Consider the following 16,199-nt stretch of genomic DNA (forward strand, 5'->3'; position numbering starts at 1 on the left):
CAGTGCCGGCGCGCCGGGCGCGACCGGACTGGCCACCTGGCGGTGGCCACCGAGATCCGTAGCCCCTCACCTTATTTGCCTGTCAGCGGGGTGCTCACGGTAATCGGGCGGGGGCCCGTCCCCTCAACCCACGCCCGGGCCGGGCATCGCCGTGCCGAGTGACTGTTTTCGGCCCTACCGCGAGCTCGCCCAAATGGCGCTTCGCGCCGGCGAGCGCGGGCCGAAAACCCGGCGAGCACCCGCCCCGGACTCTGCGGGGTTGAGCGTCCACCCTCACCCGCTTACCCGCACCCCCGGCGCTGACCGGCGCCAAACAACACCGTTTCCCGGAAAGGAACATCTCTCATGGCACACGAACTCGACACCACCAACGGTCACGTCTCCTTCGCCAACTCCCGCAGCGACCACTGGCACCGCCTCGGACAATCCGTTGGCCACACCATGACCGCCCGCGAGGCACTGGAAGCCGCGCACCTCGCCGGCTGGAACGTCCGCAAAATGCCCCTGCAGGTGCCGCAAGAACCGGTCCTCGACGACACCGGCGTCACCACCCCCACGCCCCTCACGGTGCCCGACTTCTATGCGACCGTGCGCACCAACCCCATCACCGGGCGCCCCGACGTCCTCGGGGTCGTCGGCAGCAAGTACGAGCCCCTCCAAAACGAGGCCTCCTGCGACCTGCTCGACGCCCTGGTGGACCAAAGCGGCGGCGCGCACTTCGAGACCGCCGGTGCGCTGCGCGGCGGCCGGGAAACGTTCGTCACCATGAAGCTGCCCACCAGCATGGTCTTCGACGGAAAAGACGGCACCACGGACCGCACCGACTTCTACCTCGCGGCCTTAAATTCTCACGACGGCAGTGCAGCCTTCCGATTCCTGCTCTCACCCATCCGCATCGTCTGCGCGAACACCCAAAGCGCCGCGATCCGGTCGGCCAAGGCCAGCTTCTCCATCCGCCACACCGGCGGCGCGCGCGCCTCCATCGCCGAAGCCCGCAACGCCCTCAAGCTCAGCTGGCGCTACATCGAAGCGTTCGAGGCCGAAGCCGCCACGCTCTACGCCGCCCCGATGGACACCGACGAGATGCGCGACTTCGCCAACACCTTGCTCGAGGTCGACTCGGCCGGCACCGCCGCCACCAAACGCCACCGCCGGGAGCGCGCCAACGGAATCGTCAAACTGTGGACGTCCTCCCCGACCATCGCGCCCATCGCCGGCACCCGCTGGGCGGCCTACAACGCGGTCACCGAATACCTGGACCACGTCATTCCAGTTCGTGGTGCCAGAACCGCCAGCGACGCCAGCGCGGCCCGCGCGTTGCGCAACATCGCCACCGCGGCCAGCGGACAATCGCTGAAAACCCAAGCGTTCCGGACGCTGCAAACCCTGTAAGCAACCGCTCGACGTTTCACCCGGGCCCGGCCAGCTCCCCCACCAGGGGTTGGCCGGGCCCCCTTTTTTCTTCCGGCCCAGCCGGGTGCCGGCGCGCCGGGCGCGCCCGGACTGGCCACCTGGCGGTGGCCACCGAGATCCGTAGCCCCCCACTTTGTTTGCCGTCAGCAGGGGTCGCAGTCTAACCGGCCGGGGGCCCGACCGTGCAACCTCCGCCCGCTGCGGTGATCGCCGTACCGAGTGACTGTTTTCGGCCCTACGGAAGCTCGCCCCAAAGGCGCTTCGCGCCGGCGAGCCCGGGCCGAAAACCCGGCGAGTAACCGCAGCGGTCTCCCAGTTGCACGCCCACCCTCACCCGGTTAGCCGACACCCCAGCGCTGACCGGCGCACCACTCACCGCACAGAACGGAGACCACAATGACCAACACCGTGCAGGCCATCGTCATCAAGCCAGGCAGCCGAACCGGAAGTAGCATTCGAACGCTCACCACCGATCTCCGCACGCTGCAGAGTCTCGTCGGCGGCTACATCGAGGCCACCCACGGATATCGCAATAACGACGGACACGACGAAGATGCGCCTCGGATGACCTTCTACCTCAACGAGGAAGGCAAGATCCACCAGCTCCCGGAAAACGGACTCGCCACGGCCATGTGGTGGCACTACAACCGAAACGCCATCGGACGCGACTACCTCGTAGGCACCGTCATCATCGTCGGCGGCGCCGGTGACGCACCAACACTGCCGCCCGACGTCGTCGACACCTACAACCGACTCGTCACCGGCGAGTACTACACCGGATTCGCCTATTGAGCAATCCAGCGACCCAGGCGCGGCCAGCTCCCGCATCCGCTGGGGTTGGCCGCGCCCCCCTTTTTCTTCCCGCATCTCCGTTGCTTGCCGCGCCTCGCCACCTGTGCGCCAGTGTCGTCCCGATCTGCGCGCCCGGACTTGCTCAACTCGACGTTTGTCCTCCCTGATCCTTGCCGGCGCTCGGCGCCCGCCCACGCCGTACCGCCGCGGCAGCGCCAGGCCGCCGCCGGCGTCCTCTACACGGCCAAGCCGGAGCCGCCCGGGTGCGCGTCTCTGGCCCCCGATCGCGATCCGAACTTCCCGCGGCCACGCCGCCGGTCGCCACGGTCCAAATCTGTTGGCGCCGCGCGGCCTACCACAGTGTCGGGTCGGTCGAACCCAGCAACGCTGCCTCAACGGCTTCGGCGTCCCATCCGTGGCGCACCGCGTCGCGCAGTGCCACCGCACGCGCTCGCCGTGCCTTGACTCCGTGATCGCCGCGCCGGACCAGCACCCGCCCGCCGCCGCGGCGGGCCCGTGCCATCATCAACATGTTGTCGCGCTGCGAGCCAGCAATGACATGCAGCAACCCGAGCTCGTCGGGCAGACTCGCTCGCACGCACACCGGATTGTCACACCCGTGCAAGGCGCGCACCCACGGCTCTAAAGCCTCCCCATCGAGCGAGGCGGCGAGCGCATACCGGTTCGCCCGCACCATCATCCGGGCTCCGCCGCGGCGCAGCCAAAACCGTCCATAGCCGTCTGCGCCGATCGCCGAGCACCAGATGGCGCAATCGTTGGCGCCCGGGCCGCGCACGACGTTGTTCTCGAACCGACGTAGCTCCTCGGCGTGCGACCGCCGATCCACCACTAGCCGTAGCGGTTGCGAAACCCCCATACTCCCGATGCTTTCGGCTTCCCTGCGGCCCTAGGCCGCCCGTCGCCGTCATCATCCCTGCCGGCACTGACAATCCTCGCGTCCCGGCTACGCCCGTGCCGGGATTGGCTCCCGCGCCAACGCATCCACCGCCGTCCCCCGAATGCCGTCCCCGTTGCCTCCCACGGCCTCTCGACTGGCCGCCGGCTCAGACGCAGTCGCCGCATCCGCCGCAGGTGCCTCGGCCTGTTCGCTCGATTCCGTTTCGCGAATCAAGTCGCGCACCGCCTTTTCGCTGATCCCGGCCATGCGGCCGATCTCCCGCAGGCTTTCGCCTCGATCACGCATCGCGCGCAGCGCGGCACCGCCCTTAAGGCGTTGGGCAGCACGGCGCTGCACCGCCTGCTGGGTCAGGGCCTGCTGGCGCTCGGCCAACCACTCATCGACCGCTTCGGCGCGGTCGCGCGCATCGAAGAACGTCGCTAGATCCTCGACGTTGGCCTTCGTCCGCCGAATGACTTCGTCTTGAGCCGCTGTCGCCGCTTCTCGCGCCGCGCGCCGGGCTTGCTTGCTCACCGCCTTATTTCCCATGCATCACACCGTAAAGCCCGTAAATCCCTTACGCCGCACCCGAACCCAAAAATCTCACCACCGCCGCCACCCGCTATGCCCGGACCCGAACCCTCACCACACCAGCCCGCCGTCACTTAGGCCACCCTAACTCCTCCCGCTCTACCAACATCACACCTCTTGCACTCAGGTCACGGTTTGGTAACGGCCCGAAGTTAGGGGGCCTAACGAACGCGATATTCGTGTCGCGCGGGCGTCGCGTAACACTCAAGCACATGTCACGGTGGATTGGTGGTGATGCGGCGGTGATGGGCTTACACAAGTTGACCGCTGGCGATGGCTACATGTATCTGATTCGCCAAGTCGCCGCCTCGGATGCCACCGACCGGGGCCGTCCCAGCCTGGGCGAGTACTACAGCGCCAAAGGCGAATCTCCGGGCACCTGGATGGGCCGCGGGCTGGCCGCACTCGGCCAGCCCGTCTCCCGCGACCCCGCAGACCCCTTGGTCGCCCAACTGTGGTCGGTCCCGCACGGATCGCAAGTCAGCGAAGACCAAATGAAAGCCCTTTTCGGTGAAGGACTCCACCCCAACGCCGACCGAATCACCCACCATCTCACCGGATTTGGCCTCGCCCAGGCCGGCAAGATCGCCGCCGTGCGGCTAGGCCGCCCGTTCGCTACCAACAACACCAAAAACCAGTTCATGACCCGGCTGCGCCAGGCCTACCGCGACTACAACACCACCGTGGGCAACGAGGAGCACGCCAGCCTCGCCGCCGACATTAAGGCCCGCATCCGCACCGCACTCGCGCGTGAAATGTTCACCGAAACCTACTCTCGCCCACCGGCTGATGAACGAGAACTGTCGGGGTTTATCGCCAGCAATTCCCGCGCGGCCACCACCGCGGTGGCCGGCTATGACCTCACCTTCACCCCGGTCAAATCCGTCTCGGCGCTGTGGGCGATCGCGCCGACACCGATCGCGCAAGGGATCGAGGAATGCCACCGCCAGGCCGTGGCCGAAACCCTGGAATTTCTCGAAGACCAAGCAGCCTTTGCGCGCATGGGGGCCCACGGCGTAGCCCAAGTCAACAGCACCGGACTGATCGTGGCGGCCTTCGATCACCGCGACTCCCGCGCCGGAGATCCCAACCTGCACACCCACGCCGCGGTCAGCAACAAGGTACAAGTCATCGGCCCCGACGGGGTGCCGCGCTGGCTGGCCTTAGACGGCACCCCACTGCACCACGCCACCGTCGCCGCATCAGAGTTTTACAACACCCGCATCGAAGCGCTGCTCATCGCAAAGCTCGGTGTGCGTTTCGCCGAAACCCCCGCCAAACGCGGCAAACGCCCGGTGCGCGAAATCGTCGGCATGGCTACAGCTTTGATCGAGAAATTCTCCTCGCGAAGCGCGGCCATTGACCATCGTGTCGGTGAGCTGGCCAAGCAATTCCAGGTCGACCATGGCCGTGAACCCACCGTCGTCGAGATGCTCGCGTTGTCTCAACGGGCCACCTTGGAAACCCGCCAAGCCAAGCACGAACCGCGGTCGCTGGGTGAACAGCGCCACGTGTGGCGGGTGCAGGCCGTCGAGGTGTTGGGCAGCCAGCGCGCCCTGACCGCCATGGTCGCCGACGTCACGAATCAGGCGGTGTCCCAACGGGTCGAGATCACCGACAAATGGGTCCACGAGCACGCCGCCGCCATCATCGCCACCGTCTCAGAATCCCGGGCCACCTGGACGATCAACCACGTCCGCGCCGAAGCCCAACGCGAGCTGCGCTACGCCAACCACCCCGGCGGCCCCGAACTGGTCAACCAGCTCGTGGCGAGCGCTTTAAGCGAGCACAGTGTCGCCTTGACCACCGATGCTGACGCGGAGAAAAACGAGCCCGTCGCCCTGCGCCGCCAGGACGGTTCCAGCGTCTACACCCGCCACGACACCACGGTGTATAGCAGCGCGGACATCTTGTCCGCGGAGCGGCGGATTTTGGCGGCCGCCGGGCTGCGCGATGGCCGCACCGTCGATGACACCAGCATCGGGTTGGCGCTGCTGGAATACCAAGCCAACCAAGACGTCGAGCTCAACGCCGGCCAGGTGGCGCTGGTACGCGAAATGGCGTCTTCGGGGGCCCGCGTCCAGCTCGCCCTAGCCCCGGCCGGCACCGGGAAAACCACCGCGATGGCCGCCCTGGCGGGCGCCTGGCGCAACGCCGGCGGCAACGTGATCGGGCTGGCCCCCACCGCCGGTGCGGCCGAAGTTCTCAACACCGACCTCAACGCTCCCACCGACACCATCGCCAAACTCGTCCAGCTCACCGAAACCCGCGCCGGCGAACCCGCACCCGCCGATGATCCGGCCCGAAAATGGTTCACCGCCATCGACTCTGACACCCTGCTGATCATCGACGAGGCCGGTATGGCCTCCACGTTGGATCTCGACACCGTGATCGCCCACGCCCTGGCGCGCGGGGCCAGTGTGCGCCTCATCGGTGATGACCAGCAGCTGGCTTCCATCTCCGCCGGCGGCATCCTGGGTGACCTCGCCGATCGCTACGAGACCGTCACGCTGAGCACCGTCGTGCGCTTCACTCACCCCGAAACCGGGCAAGCCGAAGCCGCCGCCAGCCTGGCCATCCGCGCCGGCGACCCCGCCGGCATCGGCTTCTACATCGATCACCACCGCATCCATGTCGGCGCCGATGCCACCGCCGCCGACATGGCCTACCGAGCCTGGTCGGCCGACATCGCCGCCGGCCGCGACTCGATCCTGTTAGCCCCCACCAACGAGCTCGTCGCCGAACTCAACGAACGCGCCCGCATCGACCGCTTAGCCCAGACAACCAGCCAACCCACCAGCCCCGCAGACGCCACGACCGTCACCCTGGCCGACGGACTGACCGCCTCAGCCGGCGACTGGATCGCCACCCGCAAAAACGCCCGCTGGCTGCGCACCGCACAACGCGGCAAATGGGTCAAAAACGGGCACCGCTGGATCATCCGCACCGTCCACGAAGACGGCTCGCTGACCGTTGTTCCGTTGCGTGGGCGAGCCACCCCGGTCCGACTGCCCGCCCGCTATGTGGGCACCCACACCACCTTGGGCTACGCCAGCACCATCAACGCCGCCCAAGGCATGACCGCCGGGCGCCGCGACATCGAAGGCACCTGCCACACCGTCCTTTCCGACCGCCTCACCCGCCAACAGCTCTACGTGGCCTTAACCCGCGGCCGCACCGAAAACCACTGCTACGGTTCCACCGCCGAAGCCGATCCGCACCGCATCCTGGCGCCCAAAGCCACCCACCCCCCCACCGCCGTCGACATTCTTTCCGCGATCCTGGCCCGCGACGGAGCCCAACTATCGGCCCACAGCGCCGCGGCCGCCCACATCGACCCCTTCAACCGGCTGCACCGCGTCGCCGACATGTACACCGACGCCCTGACCGCCGGCGCCGAACACCACGCCGGCCCTGCCGTCATGGCCCGCATCGACACCACCGCCGCCGCGCTTCCCCACCAGGTGACCGAAGCCCAAGCATGGCCCGTCCTGCGCCGCCACCTCGCCCTGCTGGCCATCGAAGGACACGACCCCATCGCCGCCCTACACGACGCCGCGGCCACCCAGCTCGGCGACGCGCACGACCCCGCCGCCGTACTCGACTGGCGCCTGCCCGCCCCCATCGGCAACACCGCCGCAGACCTCGGCCCGCTGCGCTGGCTACCCGCCATCCCCGACGTCCTGGCGGCCGATCCGACGTGGGCGACCTGCCTGCAGCAACGCGCTCAACTCGTCGGCGAACTCGCCGAAAACATTCGCACCACCGCCCGCGGCTGGGATGCCGCCACCGCACCGGCATGGGCGCGCCCCCTGCTCGACGACCACCGCAACCTGCTCGCCGAAATCGCCGTCTTCCGCGCCGCCCACAACGTCGACCCAGCCGACACCCGCATCACCGGACCCCACCAAAACGCCACCCGCTCAGCCATCGTCCAACAAGCCATCCACACCCGCCTCGACGACGCCCTCACCCGCGCCGGCGCCGACACCACCCGCTGGCGCCAACTCACCGCCACCCTCGACCCCCACATCACCGACGACCCGTTCTGGCCGCGGCTGGCCACCCACCTTGACGGCGCCGCCCGCGCCGGTGCCGACGTCGCCGCGCTGCTGCACGACGCCGTGGCCCAACATGGGCCCCTGCCCGCCGAAATGCCCGCCGCGGCCCTGTGGTGGCGACTGGCCGGTACGCTGGCACCCCCCTCACTGGAAGGCACCGACACCAAGCTGCGGCCCGCCTGGACCGCCGACTTGCACCACTTCCTGGGTACCCGCATCGCCGAGGCCGTCATCACCGATCCCGCCTGGCCCGGGCTGGTCGCCGCGGTCACCGCCGCCGATTGGCCCCCGCAAGATCTGCTCGCCGCGGCCGCCGAACACCTCCACGACATCTCGGCCACCCAAACCATCCGCCCCGACGAGTACGCCCGCCTGCTCACCTACCGCGTCGAGCTGCTCGCCCACCACGCCGCCACCATCGACCCCGACGTCCCCCACCCCGCCGAACAAGCCGAAACACCCACCGGCCAACAGCAATTCGACCTCAACGAGCACCTCATCAGCGAGGCCGATCTGCACGAGCCCCCGCCCGACCCCTACGACTACCCCTACGGCTTTGTCGAAGACGACCTCGCCGGCCTCGACATCGCCGACCTGCCCACCACCCGGCCCGCCACACCCGCCCGCGTCGACGACATCGACATCCCCGGCCTGCGGGCCCACCGTGACGCCGCCCACCAGCACGCACAACAGCTCGCCGACGCTATCCTCACCGGCGGCGGCGGGCCCGCCGAACGCGCAGCCGCCGCCGAGCTCACCCAACTGCACCAACAGCTCGTCGACCAACGCCCCTACCAGCAGGCCCTAGCCGCCGCGCACACCCGCTGGGTGCACGCCGAAGACACCGCCGAGCTACACCGCCAACTCCTCACCCAGCTCGAGGCCGCGATCACCGCGGCCACCGAACGCGGCGAACACGACGCCGCCGACCGCTACCAGCAGCACCACAACCAAGCCAGCGCACAAACCGAGCGGGTCGACACCGCCGTGCGCACCGCCCGCGCCCGCCTCGAGCAGGCCCGCGCCGAACTCATCGCCACCGCCGGCGGCGCGGCCGGCATCGTCACCGAACAACACCTGCACGACCGGCGCGCCTACGCACTGCGCGCCGACACCGAAACCCTCAATGCCGCCCGCCGCCAGGCCCGCGCCCTCGACGACCAACTCGCCCGCGCCGAAGCCGCCGCGGCCCGTGCCCTGGCCCAAACCCCCGCCCATACCTACGATCTGGGCGCCGACCTAGACCAACTCCACGCCGAAGTCGACTTCCTTGCCGCCGCCAGCGCGGCCAGCCCCGCCGCGATGTACAGCCCCCCGCCGGCAGCCCTTGAAGCCCTCGACGATAAGCACCGTCGCGCAGTCACCGCCATCACCACCAACATCCACAGCGTCCAACTGCTCCACCTGCACCCGGGCGCCGACAAAACCACCGCACTGGCCGCCCTGGCCGCCACCGCCCACCGCCACAACAAGCCCACGATCGCAGTGACCGACACCGAGTCCGCCGAGCGCACCTACGCCGACGCGACCACCACCATCGACGCCTACCGCGACGATGTCACCAGCAAGCACCGCACCTTACCGCTGGGTAGCCTGCTCATCGTCGACGACGACCATGCCCTCACCGCCGATCAGCTGCGCTGGCTCGCCCACAGCGCCGCCGCCACCAACACCAAACTCCTGCTCATCGCCACCCCCGGCGAACAGCAACCCGACCACACGCTGCTCACCGTCTTGGCTAACGACCTGCCGCACGCCCAGCAACTCGGCGTCCCCGACCCCGAGTATCGCCAGACCCGCACCGCGATCGACCGCGCCGCCCACCACGTGGCCGCCACCAACACGCCCAGCACCGAGCGCAGCCGCGCCGAGCAACTGTTGCGCCAACGCGACCAGGTTCTCGGCCAGCTGGCCGACATCGCCACCACCACAGCACGATTGGATGCCATCGCTGCCCGCGACCGCGCACGCGGCCGCGACCAAGACCGCGGCAACGGCCTCGAACTCTAACCGCCCACCGTGTGGGTGCGGCAGTGTAATTTTTCCCGGCACGGGCCCAGACCACCGTCTCGCGTCGGGCAGCGCTTTCATCGATGTCCCGCGACAATAACCATGTGGACACCTGGGCCGAAGCCGATTTGGCGTGGAAGCTGGTCGACGCCACCAGCCCGTCTCTTTCCGCCGCCGAAAGTGCCCAGCTTTACGCCGTGCTCGGTGCAGGTGACTCCTACCGCGCCATTACCACCGTCTTGCGCGCGCTAGTGCAGCACGCCGTGCCCTTGCCCGCCGACCTCAAAGCTGAACTCACTGACTGCCTTAGCGCCTACCAGCACAGCGTCGCCGCACCGCATCTAGATCAGCTGCTGCGTGCCGTCCCACCCGTGTAGGTTTTGGTGGCGAAATTCGCCATCTGGCGTCCGGTCGGTCTCAACGCCGCCAAGGATGAGCGTCGAGCATCGCCGTCACCACCTCGGCCACCCCGTCGCCGGCGTGACCCTCCTGGCCCAGCCGCTGTGCCGCCGAAGCGATCCGGGCCAGCATGCCGCCGTACGCCTGGGTAGCCGCGCCCACATAGGTATGCGCGGCGTGGGCTTGCCAACCATCGCTGTACCGGGCCGACAAGGCGTGTAACTGCTCAGACAGATCGCCGGCTTGCCGCTGCACCGTCGCCACCAGGGCGCGGACAGCCTCACCGTCGACCGATTGACCGTCGCTGATCATGCCGGCTTCCAGTACCTGGTCAAGGGCAGCGACCGCCGAGAGCGCGTCTTCGATTGCGCCGGTATGCGCCCGCAGTTCCGGCGCGGGAATAGGAACACTGAGCAGATCCGGGGCGCCCGCGCCGGCCAGGCGGGCCTGCTCGGCTTCTGCGCGTGCCTGCGCGGCCTCTGCTTGAGCCGCATGTAGAGCCGTCACAGCGTCGTCAGCTTCTGCCCGGGCCCGTGCCAGTGCAGCGCGCACCGTGGCAACCTCGCCATCGGCGCGGCCCTGCACGGCCGCGACCTCGGCCGCCGAGCGAGCGCGGACCTCTTCGAGCTCGCCGCGCAACTCTTCTAGGGCTTGCTGCGCTGCACCGCGCTCGGCGGCCCGCTCGGCGCTGCGTTGTTCGGCGCGTTCCTCTGCGGCACGTGCCCGCTCCTGGGCGGCTGCTACTTCGGCGCCGGCGTCGGCACGTACCCTTTCGAGCTCGGCTCGGACCTCTTCTAGGGCTTGCTGAGCGGCTGCGCGTTCCTCGCGGCGCTCTGCAGCTCGTTCTTCGGCCCGCTCATTGGCGGCGCGCAGCTGCTCGGCGGCGGTCGTCTGCTCGGTGGCGGCGTCGGCGCGTACCTGTTCGAGCTCGGCGCGCAGCTCGTCCAAAGTCTGTTGGGCACTGCGAAGTTCGGCGGCGTGTTGGGTGGCCTTACTCGCGGCGGCGGTGTCTGCTCTGCGCGCCTGTTCGCGGGCCTCGGCGGCCGCCCGGGCGGACTCCTCGGCCTCGCTGCGAGCTATCTGTGCGGCCGCTTCCGCGTCGCGTTGGAGCTGCTGGGCCTGGCGCGTCTGATGCTCGGCTACCGCGCGGCGATGATCGGCCTCGACAAGGCGCATCACCGGTGAAAGATGTTGCGGTGCTGGGCCTTCGCGGTTGCGGTGCTCGATGAGCTCAGATTCACTCATCGCGGCCGCCGCGGCTACCTCTGCAGGCGAGGCTTTGCCGTGCCGCTGCGCAGCATCGACCGCGGCGGTGGCGGCCCGTTTGGTGATCGGCGCCCAGCGATCGACGTCGAGTTCCTCGATGTGCTGCCGCAGATGTGTCATCGGCGCTGACGGCGGCGATCGCTGGCGACCGCCACTTTGCTGGGGGTCTCGGGCGGTGCGCCATTAGTCTGTGCCGGTTCGGCCGCGGGCTGATTTCCTCGTGGCCGCTGGTCGGCCGGGGCTGTAGCGGACGGTTCTGAGGACACGCTGCCCTGGTGGGCCAAGAGCCGCGAGAATTCGTTCAGATAGACCGTGACCGCCTCGGCGAGGGTGTCGGCGCGCAGATCCTCAGCGTCGCGCAACAAACCCCGCAGCAGTTCGAGAGCTAATTCTGGCCCCAATCCCACGGTGGCGCGTTGGTTGTCGGCCGGTTCTACACCGGCAGTTTCCACTATCCACACCAGCCGCTGCCAGCACTGCTGGACTGTCGCATTGTCGCGTTCGGCATCACGAACTTGCTGGTAGCGCTTGGTGGCCCGCCCGACCGCAAACAGTACGACGGCGGCCAACACGAGGGCTGCCAGCAGGGCCGCAGCCCCGCCGAACCCGGCTGACATCAGAAACTCACGGGCCGGTGGCAAGTCAGGCAGCCGTTGAGCCACCCAGACATCCGAAATCATCGGCGACGTCGCAAGCAACGACATGGGAAAACCATACCGAGACACCACGGCCGTGCGCGACGCTCAGCCCAATTTGGTGCGCCCCCGTCTTTCACTTAAAAGGGCTAAAAGGCCCCGTCGCCCTCGGGGTGCTTGCCCAGCGGAAGGCCAGCCGCCGGGGCTCGCCCTCATCGTTCCTGACCTCTTTTGACGCCCGTGGTTCATTGGGCTCAAGGTTGAAGGTCGTCCGGGCACTCTCCAGGGCGTGCGCTCCGTAGTACTTGGCGTAATGGTTTAGCAAATAGTCGGCGATCACCTGGTACGCGTTTTCGACCGAGACGCACCCTGCGAGCTGTTCCCATTTGGCGGCTTCTTCGCTCTCCCAGTCGGCGTCGCTGACCCACAGAGTGCCGTTCTCGATGGCCACGAGCTCTACATAGCGCCACGTGTGTGGCGCGTGGTAACGCACCTGTGTTTCGCCGATTCCGGTACCGAACTCCGGGTGCTCGAACGCGGCGCGCTGCGTGGTTTTGAGAACCCCATCATTGAGTAGCTCAACGGCCGCGTACCGCTCCGTTTGACCGTCACTGAACGTGACATCGGCCGGCCCCAACGTGTCATCTTCAATGCTCATCGCCACCCCAGTTCGATTCTTATCTTTGCGTCATTCTCTCAGCGGCATAGGACATGTCGTAACCACCAACTAGTTCACAATCGCCAAGCGATGCTGCTCGTAGGCCCACCCCGGCTCCGGTTCGGCGTAGGAAGTGGTGAGCCGTTCAACCACTTGCCCGGTACGTGTGTCGATTAGCGTCCATTGCTCTTCGATGCAGGTTCGGGAGCCGCCGACGTGTCTACGTGTCATCCGGAGCTGCCGAAACTCATTGTCGCCCACGCTTATCCATATGGTGGGGACCATGGGCACGTCTTCGGTCACGTACCAATCAAACTCGCTCTGTCGCTGAAGCGTCTGGTGATGTCCCAGGAGCGGTGTAAAAGGGGCGTCACGTAGGCTCCCTGTTTTGCGTTGGTGATTTTATGCGATCGCTGACGAATTGGATGCCGCCACGGCGAGCATGTCTTGGTCTTACTTAGATCGCCTCAATGCTCACTGACGCCGGTTTCGGATTGCCGGTCGAATCCGTTGCAGCAGTTGGAAGTCCCGTCGGTGGCAAGTCGACCGTTGTGTCCGACAGACCGTGCATCCGATCACCCCGGCGCGATGGAAAGGAATCACCGGAATCATCGAGGTTTTAACCCTGTGCTGCTGATGGCTCGTGAATAGATACTCGATCGGACCGCCCACTCCTCGAACGGGAGGACATCTTCGACCACGACCGTGCCCCAAGGCCGTCAACTGCACCTCGCTGGGTTTTTCTCGGCTGGCAACGTGACCCACGCCCACGGTGCGTGGCGTCACGTGGGCGCTACGAATGGCTTTCTCAGCGGTGAGTATTACAAGCGGATCGCTCGGACGTTGGAACGCGGGAAGTTCGATTTGTTGTTTTTGCCGGACGGTTTGGCGATCGAAGACAGTTACGGTGGGGATCTTCAGACCGGCGTCGGCCTGGGCGGTCAAGGCGCGATCGCCCTGGAACCGACCAGTGTTGTTGCAACAATGGCCGCGGCGACCGACAGATTGGGTTTGGGCGCGACGGTTTCCACGACGTACTACCCGCCCTACCACGTCGCGCGGATCTTCGCGACGCTGGACCATCTGTCGGATGGCCGGGTGTCCTGGAATGTGGTGACGTCGCTTAACGACTCGGAGGCGCGCAATTTCGGGGTCGACAAGCACCTAGAACACGATATCCGCTACGACCGTGCCGACGAGTTCCTTGAGGTCGTGAAGAAGCTGTGGAACTCCTGGGGCGACGATGCTCTGCTGTTGGACAAGGCGGGCGGGCGGTTTGCCGACCCGAAAAAGGTCCAATACGTTGGGCACCAGGGCAAATGGTTGTCGGTTCGCGGCCCGTTGCAGGTCCCCAGGTCACCGCAGGGCGAGCCGGTTATCCTGCAGGCGGGATTGTCACCGCGCGGTCGGCGCTTCGCCGGGCGGTGGGCCGAAGCGGTGTTTAGCATCTCGCCGAATCTGGACATCATGCGTGCGACCTATCAGGACCTCAAGGCGAATGTGGCCGCCGCTGGCCGCGATCCGGACCAGACGAAGGTTTTCACGGCGATCATGCCGGTCCTCGGAGAGACTGCGGCCATCGCCCGAGACCGGCTGGAATACATCAACTCGCTGGTGCATCCTGAGGTCGGTCTGTCGACCCTGTCGAGTCATAGCGGGATTGATCTCTCGGCGTATCCGTTGGACACCAAGTACGCCGATATCGTGGCCGACCTTGGTGACCGGCATGTGCCGACCATGTTGCAGATGTTTTCCGCGACCGCTGGCGGCAGCGACTTGTCGCTCGGGGAACTGGGACGGCGATACGGGACCAACGTCGGGTTCGTGCCGCAGTGGGCGGGAACAGCCGAGCACATCGCCGAGCAACTCGTCAGCCATTTCGAGGCTGGTGCCGCAGACGGGTTCATCATCTCTGCGGCCTATCTGCCCGGCGTCTACGACGAGTTCGTTGATCAGGTGGTGCCGTTGCTGCAGGAGCGCGGAGTGTTCCGCACCGAGTACGAGGGAACTACCTTGCGCGAGCATCTCGGGTTGAGCCGCCCGACCGGTAGGAGCGTGCAATGACCACGACTCCGGTCGAGCGTGATGTCCTGGCCTACAGTAACTGCCCGGTTCCCAATGCGCTGCTGACCGCCTTGGAAGCGGGTTTGTTGGCGCAGGAGGGTATCGCCCTGGAGGTGTTGAGCGGCGCCCAGGGCGCTTTACACTTCACCTACGACCATCCCGCCTACACCAGGTTCGGTGGGGAGATCCCGCCGTTAGTCAGCGAGGGGCTGCGGGCACCGGGGCGTACCCGCCTGCTGGGCGTCACCCGCTTCGCCGGGCCTCAGGGCTTTTACGTGTGCGCGGACAGTCCGGTGCGGTCGCCCGCCGAGTTGGCGGGCCGCCGGGTCGGGTCTCGGCGGCGGCGATTCGCATCTTGCGCCGCGAGCTGGGTGACTGATCGCCAGCTCGACCCGTGGCGGCAGACATTGATCGCCCTGGGCACCTGGGAGGCTCGGGGCCTGCTGTCCACGCTGGAGCGCGGCGGTGTGAAACTGGGCGATGTCGACCTGGTCGCCATCGAGACTCCCGGCGTGGATCTGCCCGCGGACCGGTTGAGCGCCGCCACCAGCGTCAAGGGCGCCGATCTGTTCCCCGCGGTGGCCCACCACCAAGCCGGCGTCCTAGACGCTGGCACAGTCGACGCGCTGTTCAGCTGGTTGCCGTGGGCTGCCGAACTGGAAGATCTCTACGGCGCTCGTGTACTGGCCGACCTCAGCGGCGACCAACGCAACCTATACGCCAGCGTCTGGACGGTCAGCGCGCAGCTGGCTCGAGACCCACCCCGATCTGGTGCAGCGGCTCGTCGACGCCGCGGTGCGCGCTGGCCAGTGGTCCCGTCACCACCACGACGAGGTGGTGACAATCCATGCCGCCAACCTCGGCGTGGCGCCCGCGGCGATCGACCGAGGATTCGGCCCCGACTTCGCTGAGCACCTAGTGCCACGCCTGGACGAATCCGCCATCAACCTGCTGGACCAGACACAGCGGTTCCTCCTCGACAACGACCTGATCGATCACCCGGTCGATCTTGAGCAATGGGCCGCACCGGAGTTCTTAGCCGCAAGCCTGAACCGATCGACACCAGGAAACGGATCATGACACTGACGACCAACACCGCGAAGCCCCGGCCAGCCGACCTCGCCGACCCCGTTGCCGTAGCGCGTGATCTGGCCCGGACATGGCAGGACGGCCTCATCGAGCGCGACCGTGCCGGCGGATCGGCCACCACCGAACGCGAGGACCTGCGCGCCAGCGGCCTACTGTCGCTGGCAGTTCCGCAACGGTTCGGGGGATGGGGTGCTGACTGGCCCACCATCTTCGAGGTGATCCGCGAGATCGCCAAAGTAGACGGCTCCTTGGGTCATCTGTTCGGGTACCACACCGTGTGCATCGCGTTCATCGAGCTCTTGGGGTCGAGCGAACAGACGGAG

Annotated in this window: 12 protein-coding genes and 1 pseudogene; 8 read left to right on the plus strand and 5 right to left on the minus strand. The window is 67.3% G+C overall.

All coding sequences use genetic code 11. The annotated features are described in order from the left end of the window. Window positions 1–345 precede the first annotated feature (345 nt). Window positions 346–1,392 carry a DUF932 domain-containing protein gene (locus MKCMC460_RS29520; RefSeq protein WP_015388933.1) on the plus strand — a complete coding sequence of 349 codons (1,047 nt, stop codon included), beginning with the start codon at window positions 346–348 and terminating at the stop codon, window positions 1,390–1,392. A gap of 417 nt (window positions 1,393–1,809) precedes the next feature. After that, entirely contained in the window at window positions 1,810–2,205 is a 396-nt protein-coding gene (locus MKCMC460_RS29525; protein WP_015388934.1) for a DUF3846 domain-containing protein, read from the plus strand. Window positions 2,206–2,557: 352 nt separating this feature from the next. On the opposite strand, the gene MKCMC460_RS29530 is transcribed toward MKCMC460_RS29525, so the two are convergent. Both MKCMC460_RS29530 and MKCMC460_RS29535 read right to left on the minus strand, forming a co-directional pair. After that, window positions 2,558–3,082 (minus strand): hypothetical protein, encoded by a 525-nt coding sequence (locus MKCMC460_RS29530; protein WP_041321578.1) that lies wholly within the window; start codon window positions 3,080–3,082, stop codon window positions 2,558–2,560. A gap of 87 nt (window positions 3,083–3,169) precedes the next feature. After that, the gene (locus MKCMC460_RS29535; protein ID WP_015388936.1) at window positions 3,170–3,652 is read right to left on the minus strand and encodes a hypothetical protein; all 483 of its coding nucleotides are present in this window, start codon (window positions 3,650–3,652) and stop codon (window positions 3,170–3,172) included. Between the two features lie 254 nt (window positions 3,653–3,906). Between MKCMC460_RS29535 and mobF the strand changes: the two genes are divergently transcribed. After that, window positions 3,907–9,765 carry a MobF family relaxase gene (gene mobF, locus MKCMC460_RS29540; protein WP_238306186.1) on the plus strand — a complete coding sequence of 1,953 codons (5,859 nt, stop codon included), beginning with the start codon at window positions 3,907–3,909 and terminating at the stop codon, window positions 9,763–9,765. Window positions 9,766–9,848: 83 nt separating this feature from the next. Next, window positions 9,849–10,142: a hypothetical protein gene (locus tag MKCMC460_RS29545; RefSeq protein ID WP_015388938.1), complete on the plus strand. Its 294-nt coding sequence runs from the start codon at window positions 9,849–9,851 to the stop codon at window positions 10,140–10,142. Window positions 10,143–10,182: 40 nt separating this feature from the next. Here MKCMC460_RS29545 and MKCMC460_RS29550 read toward each other — a convergent pair whose 3' ends face one another. The 3 genes from MKCMC460_RS29550 to MKCMC460_RS29560 form a co-directional block, all read right to left on the minus strand. Further along, entirely contained in the window at window positions 10,183–11,550 is a 1,368-nt protein-coding gene (locus MKCMC460_RS29550; RefSeq protein WP_015388939.1) for a hypothetical protein, read from the minus strand. Further along, window positions 11,547–12,134 carry a hypothetical protein gene (locus tag MKCMC460_RS29555; protein ID WP_015388940.1) on the minus strand — a complete coding sequence of 196 codons (588 nt, stop codon included), beginning with the start codon at window positions 12,132–12,134 and terminating at the stop codon, window positions 11,547–11,549. Before MKCMC460_RS29555 ends, MKCMC460_RS29550 begins: the two co-directional genes overlap by 4 nt. 67 nt (window positions 12,135–12,201) lie before the next feature. Continuing rightward, a complete protein-coding gene (locus tag MKCMC460_RS29560; RefSeq protein WP_157884956.1) occupies window positions 12,202–12,723 on the minus strand; it encodes a hypothetical protein in 522 nt (173 codons plus the stop codon). A gap of 705 nt (window positions 12,724–13,428) precedes the next feature. On the opposite strand from MKCMC460_RS29560, the gene MKCMC460_RS29565 reads away from it, so the two are divergent. From MKCMC460_RS29565 to MKCMC460_RS29575, 4 genes and pseudogenes are all read left to right on the plus strand, one after another. Further along, complete coding sequence (locus tag MKCMC460_RS29565; RefSeq protein WP_036456163.1) at window positions 13,429–14,787, plus strand: LLM class flavin-dependent oxidoreductase; 1,359 nt, start codon at window positions 13,429–13,431, stop codon at window positions 14,785–14,787. Continuing rightward, window positions 14,784–15,698 (plus strand): 2'-hydroxybiphenyl-2-sulfinate desulfinase, encoded by a 915-nt coding sequence (locus MKCMC460_RS29570; protein WP_305071308.1) that lies wholly within the window; start codon window positions 14,784–14,786, stop codon window positions 15,696–15,698. The genes MKCMC460_RS29565 and MKCMC460_RS29570 overlap by 4 nt, the downstream gene beginning before the upstream one ends. Before the next feature lie 7 nt (window positions 15,699–15,705). After that, on the plus strand, window positions 15,706–15,867 hold the full coding sequence (locus tag MKCMC460_RS31595) for a hypothetical protein (protein WP_305071309.1): 162 nt from the start codon (window positions 15,706–15,708) through the stop codon (window positions 15,865–15,867). Then, window positions 15,864–16,163: pseudogene (locus tag MKCMC460_RS29575) on the plus strand (acyl-CoA dehydrogenase family protein); the annotation flags it as partial. The gene MKCMC460_RS31595 and the pseudogene MKCMC460_RS29575, both read left to right, overlap by 4 nt. Between the last annotated feature and the right edge of the window lie 36 nt (window positions 16,164–16,199).

It is taken from the genome of Mycobacterium sp. 20KCMC460, from assembly GCF_022179425.1.
In the GTDB taxonomy this organism is placed as follows: Bacteria; Actinomycetota; Actinomycetes; order Mycobacteriales; family Mycobacteriaceae; genus Mycobacterium; species Mycobacterium kiyosense.

Coding starts and splice junctions, on each gene's coding strand:
- MKCMC460_RS29520 (WP_015388933.1), top strand. CDS start 346: ATGGCACACGAACTCGACACCACCAACGGTCACGTCTCCTTCGCCAAC.
- MKCMC460_RS29525 (WP_015388934.1), top strand. CDS start 1,810: ATGACCAACACCGTGCAGGCCATCGTCATCAAGCCAGGCAGCCGAACC.
- MKCMC460_RS29530 (WP_041321578.1), bottom strand. CDS start 3,082: ATGGGGGTTTCGCAACCGCTACGGCTAGTGGTGGATCGGCGGTCGCAC.
- MKCMC460_RS29535 (WP_015388936.1), bottom strand. CDS start 3,652: ATGGGAAATAAGGCGGTGAGCAAGCAAGCCCGGCGCGCGGCGCGAGAA.
- mobF (WP_238306186.1), top strand. CDS start 3,907: ATGTCACGGTGGATTGGTGGTGATGCGGCGGTGATGGGCTTACACAAG.
- MKCMC460_RS29545 (WP_015388938.1), top strand. CDS start 9,849: ATGTCCCGCGACAATAACCATGTGGACACCTGGGCCGAAGCCGATTTG.
- MKCMC460_RS29550 (WP_015388939.1), bottom strand. CDS start 11,550: ATGACACATCTGCGGCAGCACATCGAGGAACTCGACGTCGATCGCTGG.
- MKCMC460_RS29555 (WP_015388940.1), bottom strand. CDS start 12,134: ATGTCGTTGCTTGCGACGTCGCCGATGATTTCGGATGTCTGGGTGGCT.
- MKCMC460_RS29560 (WP_157884956.1), bottom strand. CDS start 12,723: ATGAGCATTGAAGATGACACGTTGGGGCCGGCCGATGTCACGTTCAGT.
- MKCMC460_RS29570 (WP_305071308.1), top strand. CDS start 14,784: ATGACCACGACTCCGGTCGAGCGTGATGTCCTGGCCTACAGTAACTGC.